Genomic DNA, 15,370 nt, shown 5'->3' with positions numbered 1-15,370 from the left:
CTTATTTGCCGGCAGCCGAGGCGGCGGTCGCTGCACCGGCGGCGGGCTGACCGCCAGCTGGAGCGGCAGCGGCACCGGGCTGCGCGGCGGGCGCGCCTTTCCACGGCTGCGGATTGACCGTGACGCCGGGCTTGGCCTTCTGGAAGCCTTCAACGACGATGCGCTCGCCGCCTTTGAGGCCGGCGCTGACTACCCAGTTGTTGCCGTCATTGGCGTTGGCGGTCACCGGCTGCGAAAGCACCTTGTTGTCGGCGCCGACCACCAGCACGGTCGCGCCTTCGTTGCTGCGCACGATGGCCTGCTGCGGCACGCTGATGGCGGCGTCGCTGACGCCTTGCTCCAGCCGCGCACGCACATACATCCCCGGCAGCAGCACACGCTGCGGATTCGGGAACTCGGCCCGCATCGCCACCGAGCCGGTGCTTTCATCCACCGACACATCCGAGAACAGCAGCTTGCCCGCATGCGGATAGGTCTGCCCATCCTCGGTCACCAGCGTCACGCGCGCCTGGTCTTTGCCGGCGCTTTTCAACCGGCCCTCGGCCAGCGCCCGTTGCAGCTTCAGCACCTCGGTCGACGACTGCGTGATCGTCACATAGATCGGGTCCAGCTGCTGCACGGTGGCCATCGGCGTTGCCTCGCCCTGGCCGACCAGCGCGCCCTCGGTCACCAGCGCGCGGCTGACGTGGCCCGAGATCGGCGCTGTCACCGTCGCATAGCCCAGCGTCAGGCCGGCATTGGTGCGCGCCGCCTTTGATGTCGCCAGATCGGCTGCCGCCTGCTTCTGCGCTGTGACCGCATCATCGTATTCCTGCTGGCTGACCGCCTGCGCCGCCAGCAGCGGCTTGTAGCGCTTCTCTTTCAGATTGGCCTGCGCCAGATTGGCCTCGGCCTTGGCCACCGCTGCCTGCGCACTGTCGAACGACGCCTGGAACTGCGCCGGATCGATGCGGAACAATACCTGGCCGGCCTTCACATCGCCGCCTTCCTGATACACCCGCTGCAGCACGATGCCCGCCGTCCGCGCCCGCACCTGGGCGATGCGTGACGCCTCGGTGCGGCCGGGCAGCTCGCTGCTCAGCGTGATGGCGGCAGGGGTGACGGTAACGACAGCAACAGTGGGAGGTGGCGGCGCGGCGGTATCGGCATGCTTTTCGCCGCAGGCGCTCAACAGCGCGAGGAGGGCAGGGAGGGTGACAGCAACGGTGCAACGAGCAGGAAAGCGCATGTACAGTCTCGCATTGGTTTCATAGTTGATGCAAGATTGTAATGCAAAAAAGGCAGGAAAGCGGCGCTGGCCACCTTCCTGCCTTTTACAGAGCAAGCGCTGCGGATTAACGCATGCCGGAGATGATCTGTTTCAGCTTGGCGGTATCGGCGACGAAGGCGCGGATGCCTTCGGAAGTCTTCTCGGTCGCCATCGCGTCTTCATTCAGCATGAAGCGGAAGGTTGGCTCGTCGATGGAGATCTTGCCGATTGGTGCGCTGCTGCTGCCATCCGGGCTCAGTTTGCGTTCCAGCGGTGCGTTGGTGTCGGCCAGCTTTTGCAGCAGGTCCGGGCTGATGGTCAGCAGGTCGCAGCCGGCCAGTTCCAGGATCTGGCTGGTGTTGCGGAAGCTGGCGCCCATCACTTCGGTGTTGTAGCCGAACTTGCGGTAGTAGTTGTAGATGCGCTTGACCGACTGCACGCCCGGATCTTCCGCACCCTGGTAGTCGATGCCGGTGGATTTCTTGTACCAGTCGTAGATGCGGCCGACGAACGGCGAAATCAGCTTGGAGCCGGCTTCGGCGCAAGCGATTGCCTGTGGCAGAGAGAACAGCAGCGTCATGTTGGTGTGGATGCCTTCTTTTTCCAGGATCTCGGAAGCGCGGATGCCTTCCCAGGTCGAGGCCATCTTGATCAGCACGCGCTCGCGGTCGACGCCGTTTTTCTCGTACAGCTGGATCAGTTCACGGCCCTTGGTCACCGAGGCGGCGGTGTTGAACGACAGCGCGGCGTCGATTTCGGTCGACACGCGGCCAGGAATCACGCGCAGGATCTGCTTGCCGAATGCAACCAGCAACTGGTCGATCACGACGCTGGTCGAAGCGTCCATGTTGTCGCGCACGGCTTTTTCCAGCAGCGGCTTGTATTCTTCCTTCTGCACCGCCTTCAGGATCAGCGATGGATTGGTGGTGGCGTCGCGCGGCGTGTACTGCTGGATGGCCTGGAAGTCGCCGGTATCGGCGACAACGGTGGTGTATTGCTTGAGCTGTTCGAGTTGGTTCATAAGCGCTGCCGTTTTGATAAGGGAGTTGTTGTCGCGCTTATTTTACTCCTAACCCGGCCCTGTCAGCCCAGCCGCATGACAATTGCGCCACAGGCGATCAGCGAAATCGCCAGAATGCGCCCCGGCGCCAGCCGCTCGCGCAGGAACAGCGCGGCTATCGCGGCAGCAAACAGGATCGAGGTTTCGCGCAGCGCGGCCACCGCCGCCACCGGCGCCTGTGTCATCGCCCACAGCGCCAGGCCGTAGGAGGCCAGCGTACCGAGGCCGCCGACCAGCATCACGCGGGCGTGGGTGCGGGCGTATGCCGGCAGTTCGGACCAGCGCCGGGTGGAGCACAACAGCAGCAGCACGGCGGTCAGCACGAACAGCCACATGGTATAGCCGGCCGGTGCACCGGAGCGGCGCACGCCGACGCCGTCGATCATCGTGTAGGCAGCGATGATGGCGGCGTTGAGCAGCGCGTACAAGGTGGCGCGGCGGCGGGCGGCGCGGTTGGCGGCGCTGTCGGCGCCGACGCTGGCGCCACGCAAAATGGTCAGCGTCAGCACGCCGCCGCAGATCAGCGCCACCGCCAGGTCCTGCCGCCAGTGCAGGCGCTCGCCCAGCAGCGGCACGCTGGCCAGCGCCACCAGCAGCGGCGCAGCGCCGCGCATCAGCGGGTAGGCCTGGCTCATCTCGCCATGCTTGTAGGCGGCCGCCAGCAACTGGTAATAGATGACCTGGCAGCAGGCCGACGCCGCCAGCCATGGCCAGCTTGCCGCCAGTGGTGCCACAACGAAGGGCAGCAGCGGCAGCGATACCAGGCCGGCGCCGCAGGCCACCAGCAAAGTCGTCAGGTATTTGTCGGGACCGGCCTTGACCAGTGCATTCCAGGTGGCGTGCAGCAGTGCGGCAAACAGGACGATGCTGGCTACCGATCCTTCCACCGTCTTAACCCCGGCGAGCGATCAGCTTGTCGATTTCGTCCAGCAGCGTGTCGAACGGCACCGGCTTGCGGAAGAAGGCGTCGCACGGCGGCTGCAGGTCCCTGGGCATGATGCCGGCGCTGGCCAGGATGAAGGGAATCTCGCGCAGCGCCGGATCGTCGCGCCAGGCCACGCACAGGTCGGCGCCATTCATCACCGGCATCATGTAGTCGGAGATCACGATGTCCGGCCGCTCGCGGCGCGCCACCGACAGCGCTTCGGCGCCGTTGCCGGCGATGCGCACACGAAAGCCGCGATATTCAAACAGCATGGTGTAGGCCGACAGGACATCGAATTCGTCGTCGACTACCAGAATGAGCTTGCCATCCGGGTTGCTGTCCATGATTGCGGGATGGTCGCTCATGGCCGGCCCGCTATCGGTTCAGTATCGGCGGCACGGTGGGCGGCACCGCGCCGTCGATGCTCATGCCCTGGTCGGAAATGAGCAGCACATGGTTGGCGGCGTCGTAGCTGTTTTCGCGCAGCTTCAGCACGCCAATCTGGCGCAGGTTGATGCCGGCCACGTCGACGTAACGCATCAGGATGATGTTCTCGAACAGGATCGAGGCGGCGGCGTCGTTCTCCATCGGGCCATGGCCGAAGTACGGCAGTTCCTGCGTGAAGAAGGTGGTGACATTGCGCACCCGCAGTTCATTGACGAAAGCCGCCAGGAAGGCGCGCCAGCGGCCTTCGTGCATGACGATCTCGCGCAGGCCGTCGACACCATCGATCAACAGGCGGCCGACATTGCGCCGGGCGATATTCTCCAGCGTACCTTGCGCCAGACTGTCGACCAGCACTTCCAGCGGCGGATGCCAGATGATCTGCAGCGCGCCATTGTCGAAGTAGGGTTGCAGTTCCATGCCGACGCTGCGCGCCTTTTCCAGCAGCCGCTGCGGCGACTCGTAGAAGCCGACGATCAGCGCCTGCTCGCCGCGCTGCAAGCCCTCGTGGATGAAATGCAGGCCCATCAGCGTTTTGCCGACGCCGGGATTGCCCAGCAGCGCAGTGGTCGAGCCCTTGGCGACACCGCCATTGGTCAGTCTGTCCCAGCCAGCGATGCCGAAGCCCAGCCGTTCACGCGACCCCGGCGGCATCGCCGCCGACAGCGTGCTGACTGCTTCCAGGCGCGGGTAGATGGCGATGCCATCCTCGCCTACCTCGAACACATGGCGGCCCAGCAGGTGCTTGGAGCCGCGCAGCTTGAACACTTTCATTTCCCGGATCAGTTGCAGGCCGCGTTCGTACTGGCTCAGTTCAATCAGGCCATCGACCAGCGTGTTTTCCGAATCCGCCTGATTGCCTTCGGTCGGCGACAGCAGGAAGGTGGTGCATTCCATGGTCGACACCAGCGAATTCAGCGACAGCATGAATTCCGACAGCGCCAGGTCCGACGGCTTGGCCTCGCGCACGGTGCGGAAGCCATCGATGATCATGATGTCCGGCCGCTGTTCAGCCAGCGTGGCGGCGATGGACTTCAGTAGTTCGCGCAGGCCGCCCCTGAGCAGATCGTTGTAAGCGCCGATAAACAGGATGCGGTCGTCGACCAGCGCATCGTCGAAGAAGGAGAAGTTGCTCAAATGGTTGAGCATCTTGCCGTGGGTTTCGGCGATCAGTGTCAGGATCAGGACTTTCTTGCCCTGGCGCGCATGCTCGAAGCCGATCTGGCAGGCCAGCGTGGTCTTGCCGCTGCCGGCCAGGCCCTGGATCAGGTACAGGCTATGCGCGGGAAAGCCGCCGCCCAGAATGTCATCCAGGCCGGGAACGAGGGTTTTCAGCAGGGGGATGCGCTGGGGCGAGCGGTTGTGCATGGCGCAAGGTTGTATGTGCAGCAAATATCCGCACTGTAGCACAACCGCTTATTTGGTGGTTAGCCGATGAATGAATCGAATTGCAAGTCGAACTCCTGCAGCGCCTTCTGCGCGTTCTGCATTTTCTTGCGGAATTCCGGCCCGCGTTGCAACGCCAGGCCCACGGCCAGCACGTCGATCACCACCAGGTAGGCCAGTCGCGCCGAGATCGGCGTGTACGGGTCGATATTGAAGATCAGGTCGATCGGGATCAGCACCGTTGCCAGGTCGGCCAGCGGCGTGCCGGACGGCGCCAGCACGATCACCTCGGCGCCGCCACGGCGTGCCAGCTTGACCGAGCGCACCAGCGACGGGCTATTGCCGCGTTGCGAAATGGCCACCAGCGCGTCGCCGGTGCGCAGCAGCGCGGCGGCGATGCTGTGGATGTGCGGGTCGGCATAGGCCACGGTCGGCACGCCGGAACGGAAGAACTTGTGCTGGGCATCGGCGGCCACGATGCCGGACGTACCCTGGCCATAGAACTCGATCTTGTTGGCCTTGGACAGGATGTCCAGTGCCTTCTGGATCGCTTCCGGATCGAGGTTGTTGCGCAGATCGAGCAGGGTGTTGATCGAACGGCTGCAGATCTTGTTGACCAGGTCGGCCGCCAGGTCGTCCTGGGTCGGCTGCTCGTTCAGCCCCGGCAGCGCCAGCGCCAGGCCCTGGGCCAGCTTGAGCTTGAACTCATGCCAGCCGTCGTAACCCAGCGTGCGGCAGAAGCGCACCACGGTCGGTTCGGATACCTGCGCGTTTTTGGCGAGTGCAGTGATGTTCTGGTTGACCGTCTGCGTCGGGTGTTCGAGCACGGCCAACGCGACCTTGCGCTCCGATTTGGAGAGCGAGTCGAGTTGGGTGCGAATGGAATCGAGTAGCATCAGTCTTCCGGTAAAACTTCTTCACGCCATTGCAGGCCGTCGCGGCCGATCAGCGCCGAAGCGGCTGCCGGGCCCCAGGTGCCGGAGGCGTAGGGCAGCGGGTAGCTGTCTTCCGATTCCCAACTGTTGAGAATAGGCTCGACCCATTCCCACGCGGCTTCCAGCTCGTCGCCGCGCATGAACAGCGTCAGCTGGCCGCGCAGCACGTCGAGCAGCAGGCGCTCGTAGGCTTCCATGCGCGGCGATTTGAATTGCTCGCGGAAGTCCAGTTCCAGTTCTGCCTGTTTCAAACGCATGCCGTCGCCCGGCGTTTTCGCCATCAGATTCATGCGCAGGCCTTCGTCCGGCTGCAAGCGGATTACCAGCGAATTCGGCTGGAAACTGTTGGTTGGCTGGTTGAAGATCGAGTGCGGAATCTGCTTGAAGCGCACGACGATTTCCGCCAGGCCGTCGGCCATGCGCTTGCCAGTGCGCAGGTAGAACGGCACGCCGGCCCAGCGCCAGGTGTCGATTTCCGCCTTCATCGCCACGAAGGTTTCGGTGCGCGAATGTTCCGGCGCATCCGGCTCGTCACGATAGCTTGGCACCGCCTTGCCGTCGACGTGGCCGGCGCGGTACTGGCCGCGCACGATGTTCTGGGCCAGCGTGGTTGGCGTGAACTTTTTCAGCGAGCGCAGTACCTGCAGCTTGGCGTCACGCACGGCGTCCGGCGCGATCGAGGTCGGCGGTTCCATGGCGACGATGCATAGCAGTTGCAGCAAGTGGTTTTGCAGCATGTCGCGCAGCGCGCCCGAGGTGTCGTAGTAGCCAAGGCGGTTACCCACGCCCAGCTTCTCGGCGATGGTGATCTGCACGTCGGAAATCCATTCGCGGCGCCACAGCGGCTCGAACAGGATGTTACCGAAGCGCAGCGCCAGCAGGTTCTGCACGGTTTCCTTGCCGAGGTAGTGGTCGATCCGGTAGATCTGCGATTCCTCGAATACCTTGCCCACTTCAGCATTGATCTGCTTGGCCGAGGCCAGGTCGCGGCCCAGCGGCTTTTCCAGCACCACGCGCGAATTTGGCGTGACCAGGCCGTTCTCTTTCAGGTTCTCGCAGATTTTGGAGAAGATGGCTGGCGGCGTCGCCAGGTAGTAGACCTTGGTGATCGCTTCTTCCTTGCGCAACGCTTCCACCAGGCCCTTGTAGCTGCCGGCGTCGGTGGCGTTCAGCGAAACGTAGACGATGCGCTTGGTAAAGCGCTCCCACGCGGCCGGAATCACGGCCGGCGATTTGATCAGCGGTTTGGAGGTGGTTTCGACGGTTTGCAGGAATTCTTCCTGGCTGGCGTCCGCACGGCCGACGCAGATGATGCGCGCAGTGGGCGGCAGGTCTTTGGCTACATCGCGGGCATACATCGCGGGCAGCAGTTTGCGCATCGCCAGATCGCCGCTGCCGCCAAACAGAACCAGATCAAAATCGGAAAGAGCCATAGTGTGTGAATCGTCGCAAAAAAAGTGCCGGGAAAATGGCCGCGAGCTTGCGGCCGCTATGTGTAAATTTACTACTTATCAAGGTGGTTTGCAAGAAATTTTACTACATTGCCCTATGGCGCCTCGTGGGAATCGCCGGCTGGCCGATGCCACTGTTGCGCGGTTGCCCCAGCTGTTGCGTTTAATTTCCTCAAGGCAAAAAGCGCTATAATACTGGCGTTCCCGCATGCGATCTGTTCGCCGTTTCGCGCCCTTTTGCGCGGCCTCCACCGGATCACGCTGCGCATGCTGCCGCCACTTCGCGGCGCCTTTTCTGGCATCCGGCCTTTGCCCCGCCGTCCTCTGACCAACCATTATAAGCTGGCCCGTCGTCGCGTGCAGTCGTGTTGCGCCGCCGGACCTGTGGGAGTTCTCCATGAATACGCGATTCGATCCCTTGCAGGCGATTGCCGTGCAGGCCGACAAGATGATGTTGTGCGTGCTGTGGGCCTTGCAGCTGTTCTCGCTGGCGCTGGCCGGGCTGAACGATACCTGGATGCTGGCGCTGGTGATCGGCCTGCTGGCGGCGGGCGTGCCGACCGCGCTGCACTTCAGCGCGCCGGGTTCGGTGCTGACACGCTGCGTGGTGGGCGCCAGCGTGATGGTGTTCGCCGCGCTCAACATCCATCAGGCGGCCGGGCTGACCGAGCTGCATTTCGGGATTTTTGTCTACCTGGCGTTTTTGCTGGCGTATCGCGACTGGAAGCCGATCGTGGTGGCGGCCGGCGTGGCAGCGGTGCATCACCTGAGTTTCCATTATCTGCAGGAGTGGGGCTATGGCGTGATGTGCTTCACCCGCCCGCAGTTGTCGACGGTGTTCATTCATGCCGCCTATGTGGTGGTGGAGTCGGCGGTGCTGATCTTCCTGGCGACCATCCTGCGCCGCGCTGCCAACCAGGCGGCGGAGCTGGAGGGCATTGTGTCGGCGCTGGCGGCGATTGAAGGGCGTATTGATTTGTCGGCCACCGAGGCGAAGCCGCGCAGCCGACTGGCGCGCAAGCTGGTGGAGATGCTGGTGACGATGCGCGACACCATTTCCGGCGTGCGCGATGGCGCGCATACGATCGCCGGCGCGTCCGGCGAAATCGCCCAGGGCAATGCCGAGCTGTCGCGCCGTACCGAACGCCAGGCAGGCAGTATTGAGCAGACGGCGACGTCGATGTCGCGCCTGGCGGCGACGGTGCGGCAGAATAACGAGAGCGCGCGGCAGGCGAATGCGCTGGCGCAGAGTGCCTCGGTGATCGCGGCGAAGGGCGGTGAGGCGGTGCGGCAGGTGGTGGACACCATGGGTGAGATCAATGCATCGTCGCGGCGGATTGTGGACATCATTTCGGTGATTGACGGTATTGCGTTCCAGACCAATATCCTGGCCTTGAACGCGGCGGTGGAAGCGGCGCGGGCGGGTGAGCAGGGCAGGGGCTTTGCGGTGGTGGCATCCGAGGTGCGCAGCCTGGCGCATCGCTCGGCTGCGGCGGCCAAGGAGATCAAGGAGTTGATTGGTAATACCGTGCAGACGGTGGACGGCGGCAGCAAGCTGGTGGACGAAGCTGGTGCGACCATGCTGGAGGTGGTCGACAGCGTGCAGCGGGTGACGGCCATCATGGGCGAGATGAGCAACGCCAATCAGGAACAGAACGAGGGTATCGAGCGCATCAACAGCGCCATTGTGGAATTTGACGAAACCACGCAGCAAAATGCCGCGCTGGTGGAGGAGGATGCGGCAGCGGCCGATGCGCTCGCGCAGGAGGCGCGTCATCTGACCACGCTGGTGTCCGCGTTCAAGCTGGAAGGACGGGGTGATAGCGCAACACTGTCCGCGCCCGCGCGACTGCAACTGGCGACCACGCCCTGACCCGCACGGCGATCCGTCGCGGGGTCAGCCCCTCTGTCGTAGTGGGGGTTAGCGCGAGCGGTAGGTCGGCTCCACGCGGCCGGCGACATCCATCTGAATCGCCAGCAGCTTGCCGCTCAGCGGATACTGCTCCAGCTCCGCTGCCGGACGCGCACCGGCGCTGGTCACGTACAAGGTGCGCAGGTCCGGTCCGCCAAACGCTGGCATGGTCGGACAGCGTACCGGCAACTTGATCTCGCCCAGCAGCTCGCCCTCCGGCGACAGCTTGACGATGCGTGCACCTTCAAACATCGCCACCCAGTAATTGCCCTCGCTATCAATGGCGGCGCCGTCGGGACGGCCGCCATAATTGTTCTCCTTATCCGCCGAGAACTGATGCAGTACGCGCTGATTCGCTACCGCACCCGTGGCGACGTCATAATCCAGCCGGGTGACGCGGTGCGCAGCGGTGTCGGCGTGATACATGGTCTTCTGATCCGGGCTGAAGCCCGAGCCGTTCGAATTGGTCATGCCGCCCGACCACGCCGTGCGCAGCTTACCCTGTTCCAGCACAAACATCTCTGCCGCCGGCTTGTCGCGCGGCTCGTAGATGGTGCCGACCCAGAAGCGGCCCGCCGGGTCCACATGGCCATCATTGAAGCGCGTGATCGCCTGATCGTAAGGCGCCGCCACAATCCCGGTCAGTTTGACCGCATCGCTGCTGGTATCCAGATGCGCAAAGCCGCTGCGCATCGCAACGATCAAACCACCCTGGTCGCTGATCGCCAGCGTTGCCGGCTCGCTGGCCAGCTTCCACGCGCGGTGTGCGCCACTGGCAGGATCAAGCCGGTGCACGGTAAAGGCCGGAATATCCACCCAGTACAGCGCCTGTTCCTGTGGATGCCACAACGGGCACTCGCCCGTCTGCATCACCTCATCGTAAGCTACGGTAATCATATGTGTTGCGCCGCTTTCGCCATGAAGATCAGGCCATTGGTCGAGCTATCGTGACGCTCGGGCTTCACCTCGCCGGTCAGCTCCGACTGGATATTCCTGGCCAGTACCTTGCCCAGCTCCACGCCCCACTGGTCGAAGCTGTTGACGTCCCAGATCACGCCTTGCACAAAGGTCTTGTGCTCATACAGCGCAATCAGCGCGCCCAGCGCAGCAGGCGTTAACTGATCCATCAGAATGGTGTTGGATGGCCGATTGCCTGGGAAAGTCTTGTGCGGCACCAGCGCCTCGACCTGCTCGGCGCTCAGGTTCTGGCCGGCCAGATCGGCGCGCACCTCATCGGCGGTCTTGCCGGTCATGAAGGCTTCGGACTGCGCGAAGCAGTTGGCCAGCAGCGCGTCGTGATGACCTGCCAGGTCATGCGTCGCACGCAGCGCGGCGATGAAATCGATCGGCGTCACATCGGTGCCCTGATGCAGCAACTGGAAATATGCATGCTGCGCGTTGGTGCCGCACTCGCCCCAGACTACCGGGCAAGTGACGGTATCCACCTCGGCGCCATCGCGCGTCACGCGCTTGCCGTTGGATTCCATGTCCAGCTGTTGCAGGTAGGCCGGGAAGCGGTTCAGATCCTGATGGTAAGGTGCGATCGACAGCGAACCGGCATTCAGGAACTGGCGGTTCCAGAAACCGACCATCGCCAGCAGCACCGGCATGTTCTGCTCCAGCGGCGCTTCGCGGAAGTGTTCGTCCATCGCATGCGCGCCAGCCAGGAAATCGTTGAAGTAGCCGAAGCCCACTGCCAGCGCCACCGACAGGCCGATCGCCGACCACACCGAGTAGCGGCCGCCAACCCAGTCCCAGAACGGGAACATATTCGCGGTGTCGATACCGAATTCCGCCACCGCCTTGGTGTTGGTCGACACAGCCACGAAGTGCTTGGCCAGGTTTTCCTGCGTGCCACCGTTGTGCAGGAACCAGGTCCGCGCGGTGCCGGCATTCAGCATGGTCTCGGCTGTGGTGAAGGTTTTGGATGCGACGATGAACAAAGTCGTTTCAGGATTCACCTGCGCCAGCGCCGCATCCATGTCATGACCATCGACGTTGGAGACGAAGTGCATTTTCAGGCGCGGATGCGCATACGAACGCAAGGCCAGCACCGCCATCTTCGGGCCGAGGTCCGAGCCGCCGATGCCAACGTTGACGATGTCGGTAATCGGCTTGCCGCTGTAGCCCAGCCACTGGCCATCGCGCACGCGGTCGGTGAATTCCTTCACATGGTCCAGCACCGCATGCACATCGGCATTGACGTCCTGGCCATCGATCACCAATTTCTTGCCGCGCGGCATCCGTAGCGCTGTGTGCAGCACGGCGCGTTGTTCGGTAAGATTGATCTTCTCGCCACTCAGCATGGCGTCGCGCTGGCGCTCCACGCCGCGCTCACGGGCCAGATCCAGCAGCAGGCCGATGGTGGCGCTGTTCAGGCGGTTCTTGGAGTAGTCGAGGAACAGGCCGGCCGCATCCACCGTCAGCTTGGGAAAGCGCTGGGCATCGTGCGCGAACAGCGAACGCAGTTGCCAGTCTTGGGCATCGGCGGCGTGGGATTCGAGAGCTTTGAAGCTGGCAGTGGAAGTAAGTGCAGGCTGGCGCATAATGTTGTGAGTAGGGAGGGGATAGCAGAATGATACAGGAAAATTCGGTAAATTCACTACGCTTTCAACGTGGCGCACGAATTTTTATAGCGCTAAAAGGGATGATGTAACCGTGTTACGAACCCGCCAGCATAAGCCAGCTATCTAAGAAAAGCCGATGGGCTTATAGATTTTGTAGTAAAATTTCACGGAATCCATTCATAAGGAACGATCATGGCGTTGCATCCAGTCCTGGAAACTGTCACCAATCGCATCATTCAGCGTAGCAAACCTTCGCGCGGCGCCTATCTGGCCCATCTCGAAGCGGCCCGTGTCAAAGGCCCGCAGCGCGGCACGCTGGCCTGTACCAACCTGGCGCACGGCTTTGCTGCCTTCCCGGCCAACGACAAGCTGGTGCTGAAAGAGGTGAAGAAGCCTTCGGTGGCGATTGTTTCGGCTTACAACGACATGTTGTCGGCGCATCAGCCATTCGAGCGTTTCCCTGAAATTATCAAACAGGCGGTGCGCGAAGTGGGCGCGGTGGCGCAGTTCGCCGGCGGCACACCCGCCATGTGTGACGGCGTCACGCAAGGCCAGCCAGGCATGGAACTGTCGCTGTTCTCGCGTGACGCGATTGCGATGGCGACTGCTGTAGCGCTGTCGCACAATATGTTCGACTCGGCGCTGTACCTGGGCGTGTGCGACAAGATCGTGCCGGGCCTGCTGATCGGCGCGCTGCACTTCGGCCATCTGCCGGCGGTGTTCGTGCCGGCCGGCCCGATGACCACCGGCCTGTCGAATTCCGAGAAAGCCAAGATCCGTCAGCTGTACGCGCAAGGTAAGGTCGGCCGTGCCGAACTGCTGGAAGGCGAGTCGCAGTCGTATCACAGCGCCGGCACCTGTACCTTCTACGGCACCGCCAACTCCAATCAGATGCTGATGGAAGTCATGGGTCTGCATCTGCCGGGCGCCGCCTTCATCACCCCGAACACGCCGTTGCGCGATGAGCTGACCAAGGCTGCCGCCAAGCGCGCCGCTGTCATCAGCGATCAGGGCAGCGAGTATCTGCCGGTCGGCCATGTGGTCGACGAGAAGGCCATCGTCAACGCCATTGTCGCGCTGCTGACCACCGGCGGTTCGACCAATCACACGCTGCACCTGGTGGCGATCGCCAAGGCTGCCGGTGTGGTGATCGACTGGAACGACTTCGACGAGCTGTCGAAAGTGGTGCCGCTGCTGTGCCGTATCTACCCGAACGGCGAAGCGGATGTGAACCACTTCCACGCCGCCGGCGGCACCGGCTTCGTCATCCGCGAACTGCTGGATGGGGGCCTGCTGCACGACGACGTCACCACCATCCTGGGCAAAGGCCTGCGCGCGCACTGCACCGAGCCATTCCTGGGCGAAGGCGACCAGGGCGTCGTGTGGAAAGACGCGCCGCTGCAATCGGGCGATGACAAGGTGCTGCGCAAGTACGACGCACCGTTCTCGCCGGACGGCGGCATGGTGCTGGTGCAGGGTAACCTGGGCCGCGCGGTGATGAAGGTGTCGGCCGTGAAGCCGCAGCACCGCACCGTGGAAGCGCCGGCGCTGGTATTCAATTCACAGGAAGACTTCATGGATGCGTACAAGGCCGGTCAGCTTGATCGCGACTTTGTTGCCGTGATCCGCTTCCAGGGCCCGCGCGCCAACGGCATGCCGGAGCTGCACGCGCTGACCCCGGCGCTGGCCAATCTGCAGGACGCCGGCCGCAAGGTAGCGCTGGTGACCGACGGCCGCATGTCGGGCGCATCGGGCAAGGTGCCGGCGGCGATCCATGTATCGCCGGAGATTCTGGCCGGCGGCCCACTGGGCCTGGTGCGTGATGGCGACATCATCAAGGTGTGCGCTGAAACCGGCACGCTGGAAGCGATCGTGGATTCTGCCGTGTGGCACGCGCGCTCGATGGCGCAAGCCGACATGTCGCCAAACCAGGTGGGCATGGGCCGCGAGCTCTTCTCAATGTTCCGCAACAGCGTGAGCGAAGCGGAGCAGGGCGCGACTACGTTCCCGCTGCCGTCGCCGATCCACACCACGGTGAACCTGCATGAAAAAGAACCGGTCGGTAACACCGTGCCGGGTTCCGACGAAGACTTCTCGACCAAGAAAGATGCCTGATATGACTCTGTCTCTTCTCGATATTATGCGTACCTCGGCCGTGATCCCTGTGATCGCGATCGACGAACCTGAACATGCAGTCCCGCTGGCGAAAGCGCTGGTGGCGGGCGGCATCCGCGTGCTGGAAGTCACGCTGCGCACCAAGCACGGCCTGGGCGCGATCAAGGCCATGACCGCAGTGGAAGGCGCCATCGTTGGCGTTGGCACGCTGACGCAGCCGGAAGAATTTGCCGCCGCGCGCGACGCTGGTGCGGTGTTTGGCGTATCGCCTGGGCTGACCCCGGCGCTGATCGCCGCCGCCAAGAGCAGCGGCCTGCCGCTGCTGCCGGGCGTAATGACGCCGTCGGAAGTGATGGTGGCGCGCGAGCAGGGCTTCAAGCAGCTGAAACTGTTCCCGGCCGTGCCGGCGGGCGGCGTCGGCATGTTGAACGGCATCGGCGGCCCACTGCCGGATGTTACCTTCTGCCCGACCGGCGGCATCTCGATCGAAACCGCGCCGCAGTTCCTCAAACTGAAGAACGTCGCCTGCGTCGGCGGCTCCTGGCTGACGCCGAAAGACCTGATCGCCAACGGCGAATGGGACAAGATCACCGAACTGGCCAAAGCCGCCAGCGCCCTGCGGGCTTGAACCACAAACGACGCTATGTGAAATGAGCCCCGAAAGTTGGACAGCAACCTTCGGGGCTCATCAAAATAATCAAGCGTTAGTATTCAATCGGCACTCAAGATTTTTGTCTGCTCTTTTTCAAGATCAGAAATGGTGGACTGTAGAGAGATTCTTATCTGCTGTATCGTATTGAAGAAATCGGTAAAATTTTCGCCATTCATTTCACGATTCTGCCGTATAGCATCCCTGACGATTTCAGAAAATTGTCGAATTGTCGAATTGTCGAGCTCAGTATCATTGCAAGACTCACGAGCTCCGGAGTAGGTAAGTCATGCAACGAGATGGCAGAAACAGCGCCAGAAATTGCATTGAGTTCACCGAGATCGAGGCGTACTCGCCCCGCCCCTACATCATGAACTTGGTCTCGGGTAGCAAGTGAGGTAGCGACATGATCCACAACTCGTCCCGAGCTTTTCGCTAGCATTCCGATGGCGCCAGTAATGCGCATCTGGGTTCTCAATAGATCAGCCTGCTGAAGCTTTCGCGCGCCCTCATACTGAGACTTTGACTGGCGATTTGAAATAAGTGCAGCAGTAATAATTGCCACGCCAGCCAAAATAGCTTGAGCCCAACTAGCCCATTCTGCACTGGTGAGATTAGACATAAAGCATAGTGTGTTCATGCGACTCCTTTTTGTCTGCAAAAGGCCTGCCCGCAAA

General features: G+C 62.6%; 13 protein-coding genes. 3 read left to right on the top strand and 10 right to left on the bottom strand.

The annotated features are described in order from the left end of the window. Window position 1 precedes the first annotated feature (1 nt). The 7 genes from BLS51_RS07610 to zwf all read right to left on the bottom strand — a co-directional run bounded on the left by BLS51_RS07610 (window position 2) and on the right by zwf (window position 7,432). Entirely contained in the window at window positions 2-1,228 is a 1,227-nt protein-coding gene (locus BLS51_RS07610; RefSeq protein WP_090181983.1) for an efflux RND transporter periplasmic adaptor subunit, read from the bottom strand. Window positions 1,229-1,334: 106 nt separating this feature from the next. Continuing rightward, window positions 1,335-2,270 (bottom strand): transaldolase, encoded by a 936-nt coding sequence (gene tal / locus BLS51_RS07605; RefSeq protein ID WP_090181985.1) that lies wholly within the window; start codon window positions 2,268-2,270, stop codon window positions 1,335-1,337. Window positions 2,271-2,332: 62 nt separating this feature from the next. Next, the gene (locus BLS51_RS07600; protein ID WP_090181987.1) at window positions 2,333-3,196 is read right to left on the bottom strand and encodes an EamA family transporter; all 864 of its coding nucleotides are present in this window, start codon (window positions 3,194-3,196) and stop codon (window positions 2,333-2,335) included. 4 nt (window positions 3,197-3,200) lie between these two features. Continuing rightward, a complete protein-coding gene (locus BLS51_RS07595) occupies window positions 3,201-3,599 on the bottom strand; it encodes a response regulator (RefSeq protein WP_229207517.1) in 399 nt (132 codons plus the stop codon). 10 nt (window positions 3,600-3,609) lie between these two features. Continuing rightward, window positions 3,610-5,046, bottom strand: a complete 1,437-nt coding sequence (locus BLS51_RS07590; RefSeq protein ID WP_090181993.1) for an ATPase domain-containing protein — start codon at window positions 5,044-5,046, stop codon at window positions 3,610-3,612. A gap of 59 nt (window positions 5,047-5,105) precedes the next feature. After that, window positions 5,106-5,960, bottom strand: a complete 855-nt coding sequence (locus tag BLS51_RS07585) for an SIS domain-containing protein (protein WP_090181995.1) — start codon at window positions 5,958-5,960, stop codon at window positions 5,106-5,108. Beyond that, window positions 5,960-7,432 carry a glucose-6-phosphate dehydrogenase gene (gene zwf, locus BLS51_RS07580; protein ID WP_090181997.1) on the bottom strand — a complete coding sequence of 491 codons (1,473 nt, stop codon included), beginning with the start codon at window positions 7,430-7,432 and terminating at the stop codon, window positions 5,960-5,962. The genes BLS51_RS07585 and zwf overlap by 1 nt, the downstream gene beginning before the upstream one ends. Window positions 7,433-7,847: 415 nt before the next feature. On the opposite strand from zwf, the gene BLS51_RS30505 reads away from it, so the two are divergent. Next, on the top strand, window positions 7,848-9,323 hold the full coding sequence (locus BLS51_RS30505; protein ID WP_090182000.1) for a methyl-accepting chemotaxis protein: 1,476 nt from the start codon (window positions 7,848-7,850) through the stop codon (window positions 9,321-9,323). Window positions 9,324-9,371: 48 nt separating this feature from the next. Here the strand turns inward: BLS51_RS30505 and BLS51_RS07570 are convergent, their stop codons facing one another. Beyond that, window positions 9,372-10,259, bottom strand: coding sequence for an SMP-30/gluconolactonase/LRE family protein (locus BLS51_RS07570; RefSeq protein WP_229207518.1), 888 nt, complete (start codon window positions 10,257-10,259; stop codon window positions 9,372-9,374). Beyond that, window positions 10,256-11,908 (bottom strand): glucose-6-phosphate isomerase, encoded by a 1,653-nt coding sequence (pgi, locus tag BLS51_RS07565; RefSeq protein WP_090182002.1) that lies wholly within the window; start codon window positions 11,906-11,908, stop codon window positions 10,256-10,258. The genes BLS51_RS07570 and pgi overlap by 4 nt, the downstream gene beginning before the upstream one ends. A 213-nt stretch (window positions 11,909-12,121) precedes the next feature. Here pgi and edd point away from each other — a divergent pair, with 213 nt between their 5' ends. Both edd and eda read left to right on the top strand, forming a co-directional pair. Continuing rightward, the gene (edd, locus tag BLS51_RS07560; RefSeq protein ID WP_090182004.1) at window positions 12,122-14,044 is read left to right on the top strand and encodes a phosphogluconate dehydratase; all 1,923 of its coding nucleotides are present in this window, start codon (window positions 12,122-12,124) and stop codon (window positions 14,042-14,044) included. Window position 14,045: 1 nt separating this feature from the next. Next, on the top strand, window positions 14,046-14,672 hold the full coding sequence (gene eda, locus BLS51_RS07555) for a bifunctional 4-hydroxy-2-oxoglutarate aldolase/2-dehydro-3-deoxy-phosphogluconate aldolase (RefSeq protein ID WP_090182006.1): 627 nt from the start codon (window positions 14,046-14,048) through the stop codon (window positions 14,670-14,672). A gap of 196 nt (window positions 14,673-14,868) precedes the next feature. Here the strand turns inward: eda and BLS51_RS29250 are convergent, their stop codons facing one another. After that, window positions 14,869-15,333 (bottom strand): hypothetical protein, encoded by a 465-nt coding sequence (locus BLS51_RS29250; protein WP_139168671.1) that lies wholly within the window; start codon window positions 15,331-15,333, stop codon window positions 14,869-14,871. Window positions 15,334-15,370: the final 37 nt, after the last annotated feature.

Origin of the sequence: Duganella sp. OV510, assembly GCF_900100205.1 — a bacterium.
Lineage (GTDB): Bacteria > Pseudomonadota > Gammaproteobacteria > Burkholderiales > Burkholderiaceae_D > Rugamonas.
Note: the sequence above shows the minus strand (reverse complement) of the source record. Positions and strands in the feature narration are given on the sequence as shown.

Excerpts from the sequence above, each read along its gene's own strand:
- BLS51_RS07610 (WP_090181983.1), bottom strand. The coding sequence starts at position 1,228 with ATGCGCTTTCCTGCTCGTTGCACCGTTGCTGTCACCCTCCCTGCCCTC.
- tal (WP_090181985.1), bottom strand. The coding sequence starts at position 2,270 with ATGAACCAACTCGAACAGCTCAAGCAATACACCACCGTTGTCGCCGAT.
- BLS51_RS07595 (WP_229207517.1), bottom strand. The coding sequence starts at position 3,599 with ATGAGCGACCATCCCGCAATCATGGACAGCAACCCGGATGGCAAGCTC.
- BLS51_RS07590 (WP_090181993.1), bottom strand. The coding sequence starts at position 5,046 with ATGCACAACCGCTCGCCCCAGCGCATCCCCCTGCTGAAAACCCTCGTT.
- BLS51_RS07585 (WP_090181995.1), bottom strand. The coding sequence starts at position 5,960 with ATGCTACTCGATTCCATTCGCACCCAACTCGACTCGCTCTCCAAATCG.
- zwf (WP_090181997.1), bottom strand. The coding sequence starts at position 7,432 with ATGGCTCTTTCCGATTTTGATCTGGTTCTGTTTGGCGGCAGCGGCGAT.
- BLS51_RS30505 (WP_090182000.1), top strand. The coding sequence starts at position 7,848 with ATGAATACGCGATTCGATCCCTTGCAGGCGATTGCCGTGCAGGCCGAC.
- BLS51_RS07570 (WP_229207518.1), bottom strand. The coding sequence starts at position 10,259 with ATGATTACCGTAGCTTACGATGAGGTGATGCAGACGGGCGAGTGCCCG.
- pgi (WP_090182002.1), bottom strand. The coding sequence starts at position 11,908 with ATGCGCCAGCCTGCACTTACTTCCACTGCCAGCTTCAAAGCTCTCGAA.
- edd (WP_090182004.1), top strand. The coding sequence starts at position 12,122 with ATGGCGTTGCATCCAGTCCTGGAAACTGTCACCAATCGCATCATTCAG.
- eda (WP_090182006.1), top strand. The coding sequence starts at position 14,046 with ATGACTCTGTCTCTTCTCGATATTATGCGTACCTCGGCCGTGATCCCT.
- BLS51_RS29250 (WP_139168671.1), bottom strand. The coding sequence starts at position 15,333 with ATGAACACACTATGCTTTATGTCTAATCTCACCAGTGCAGAATGGGCT.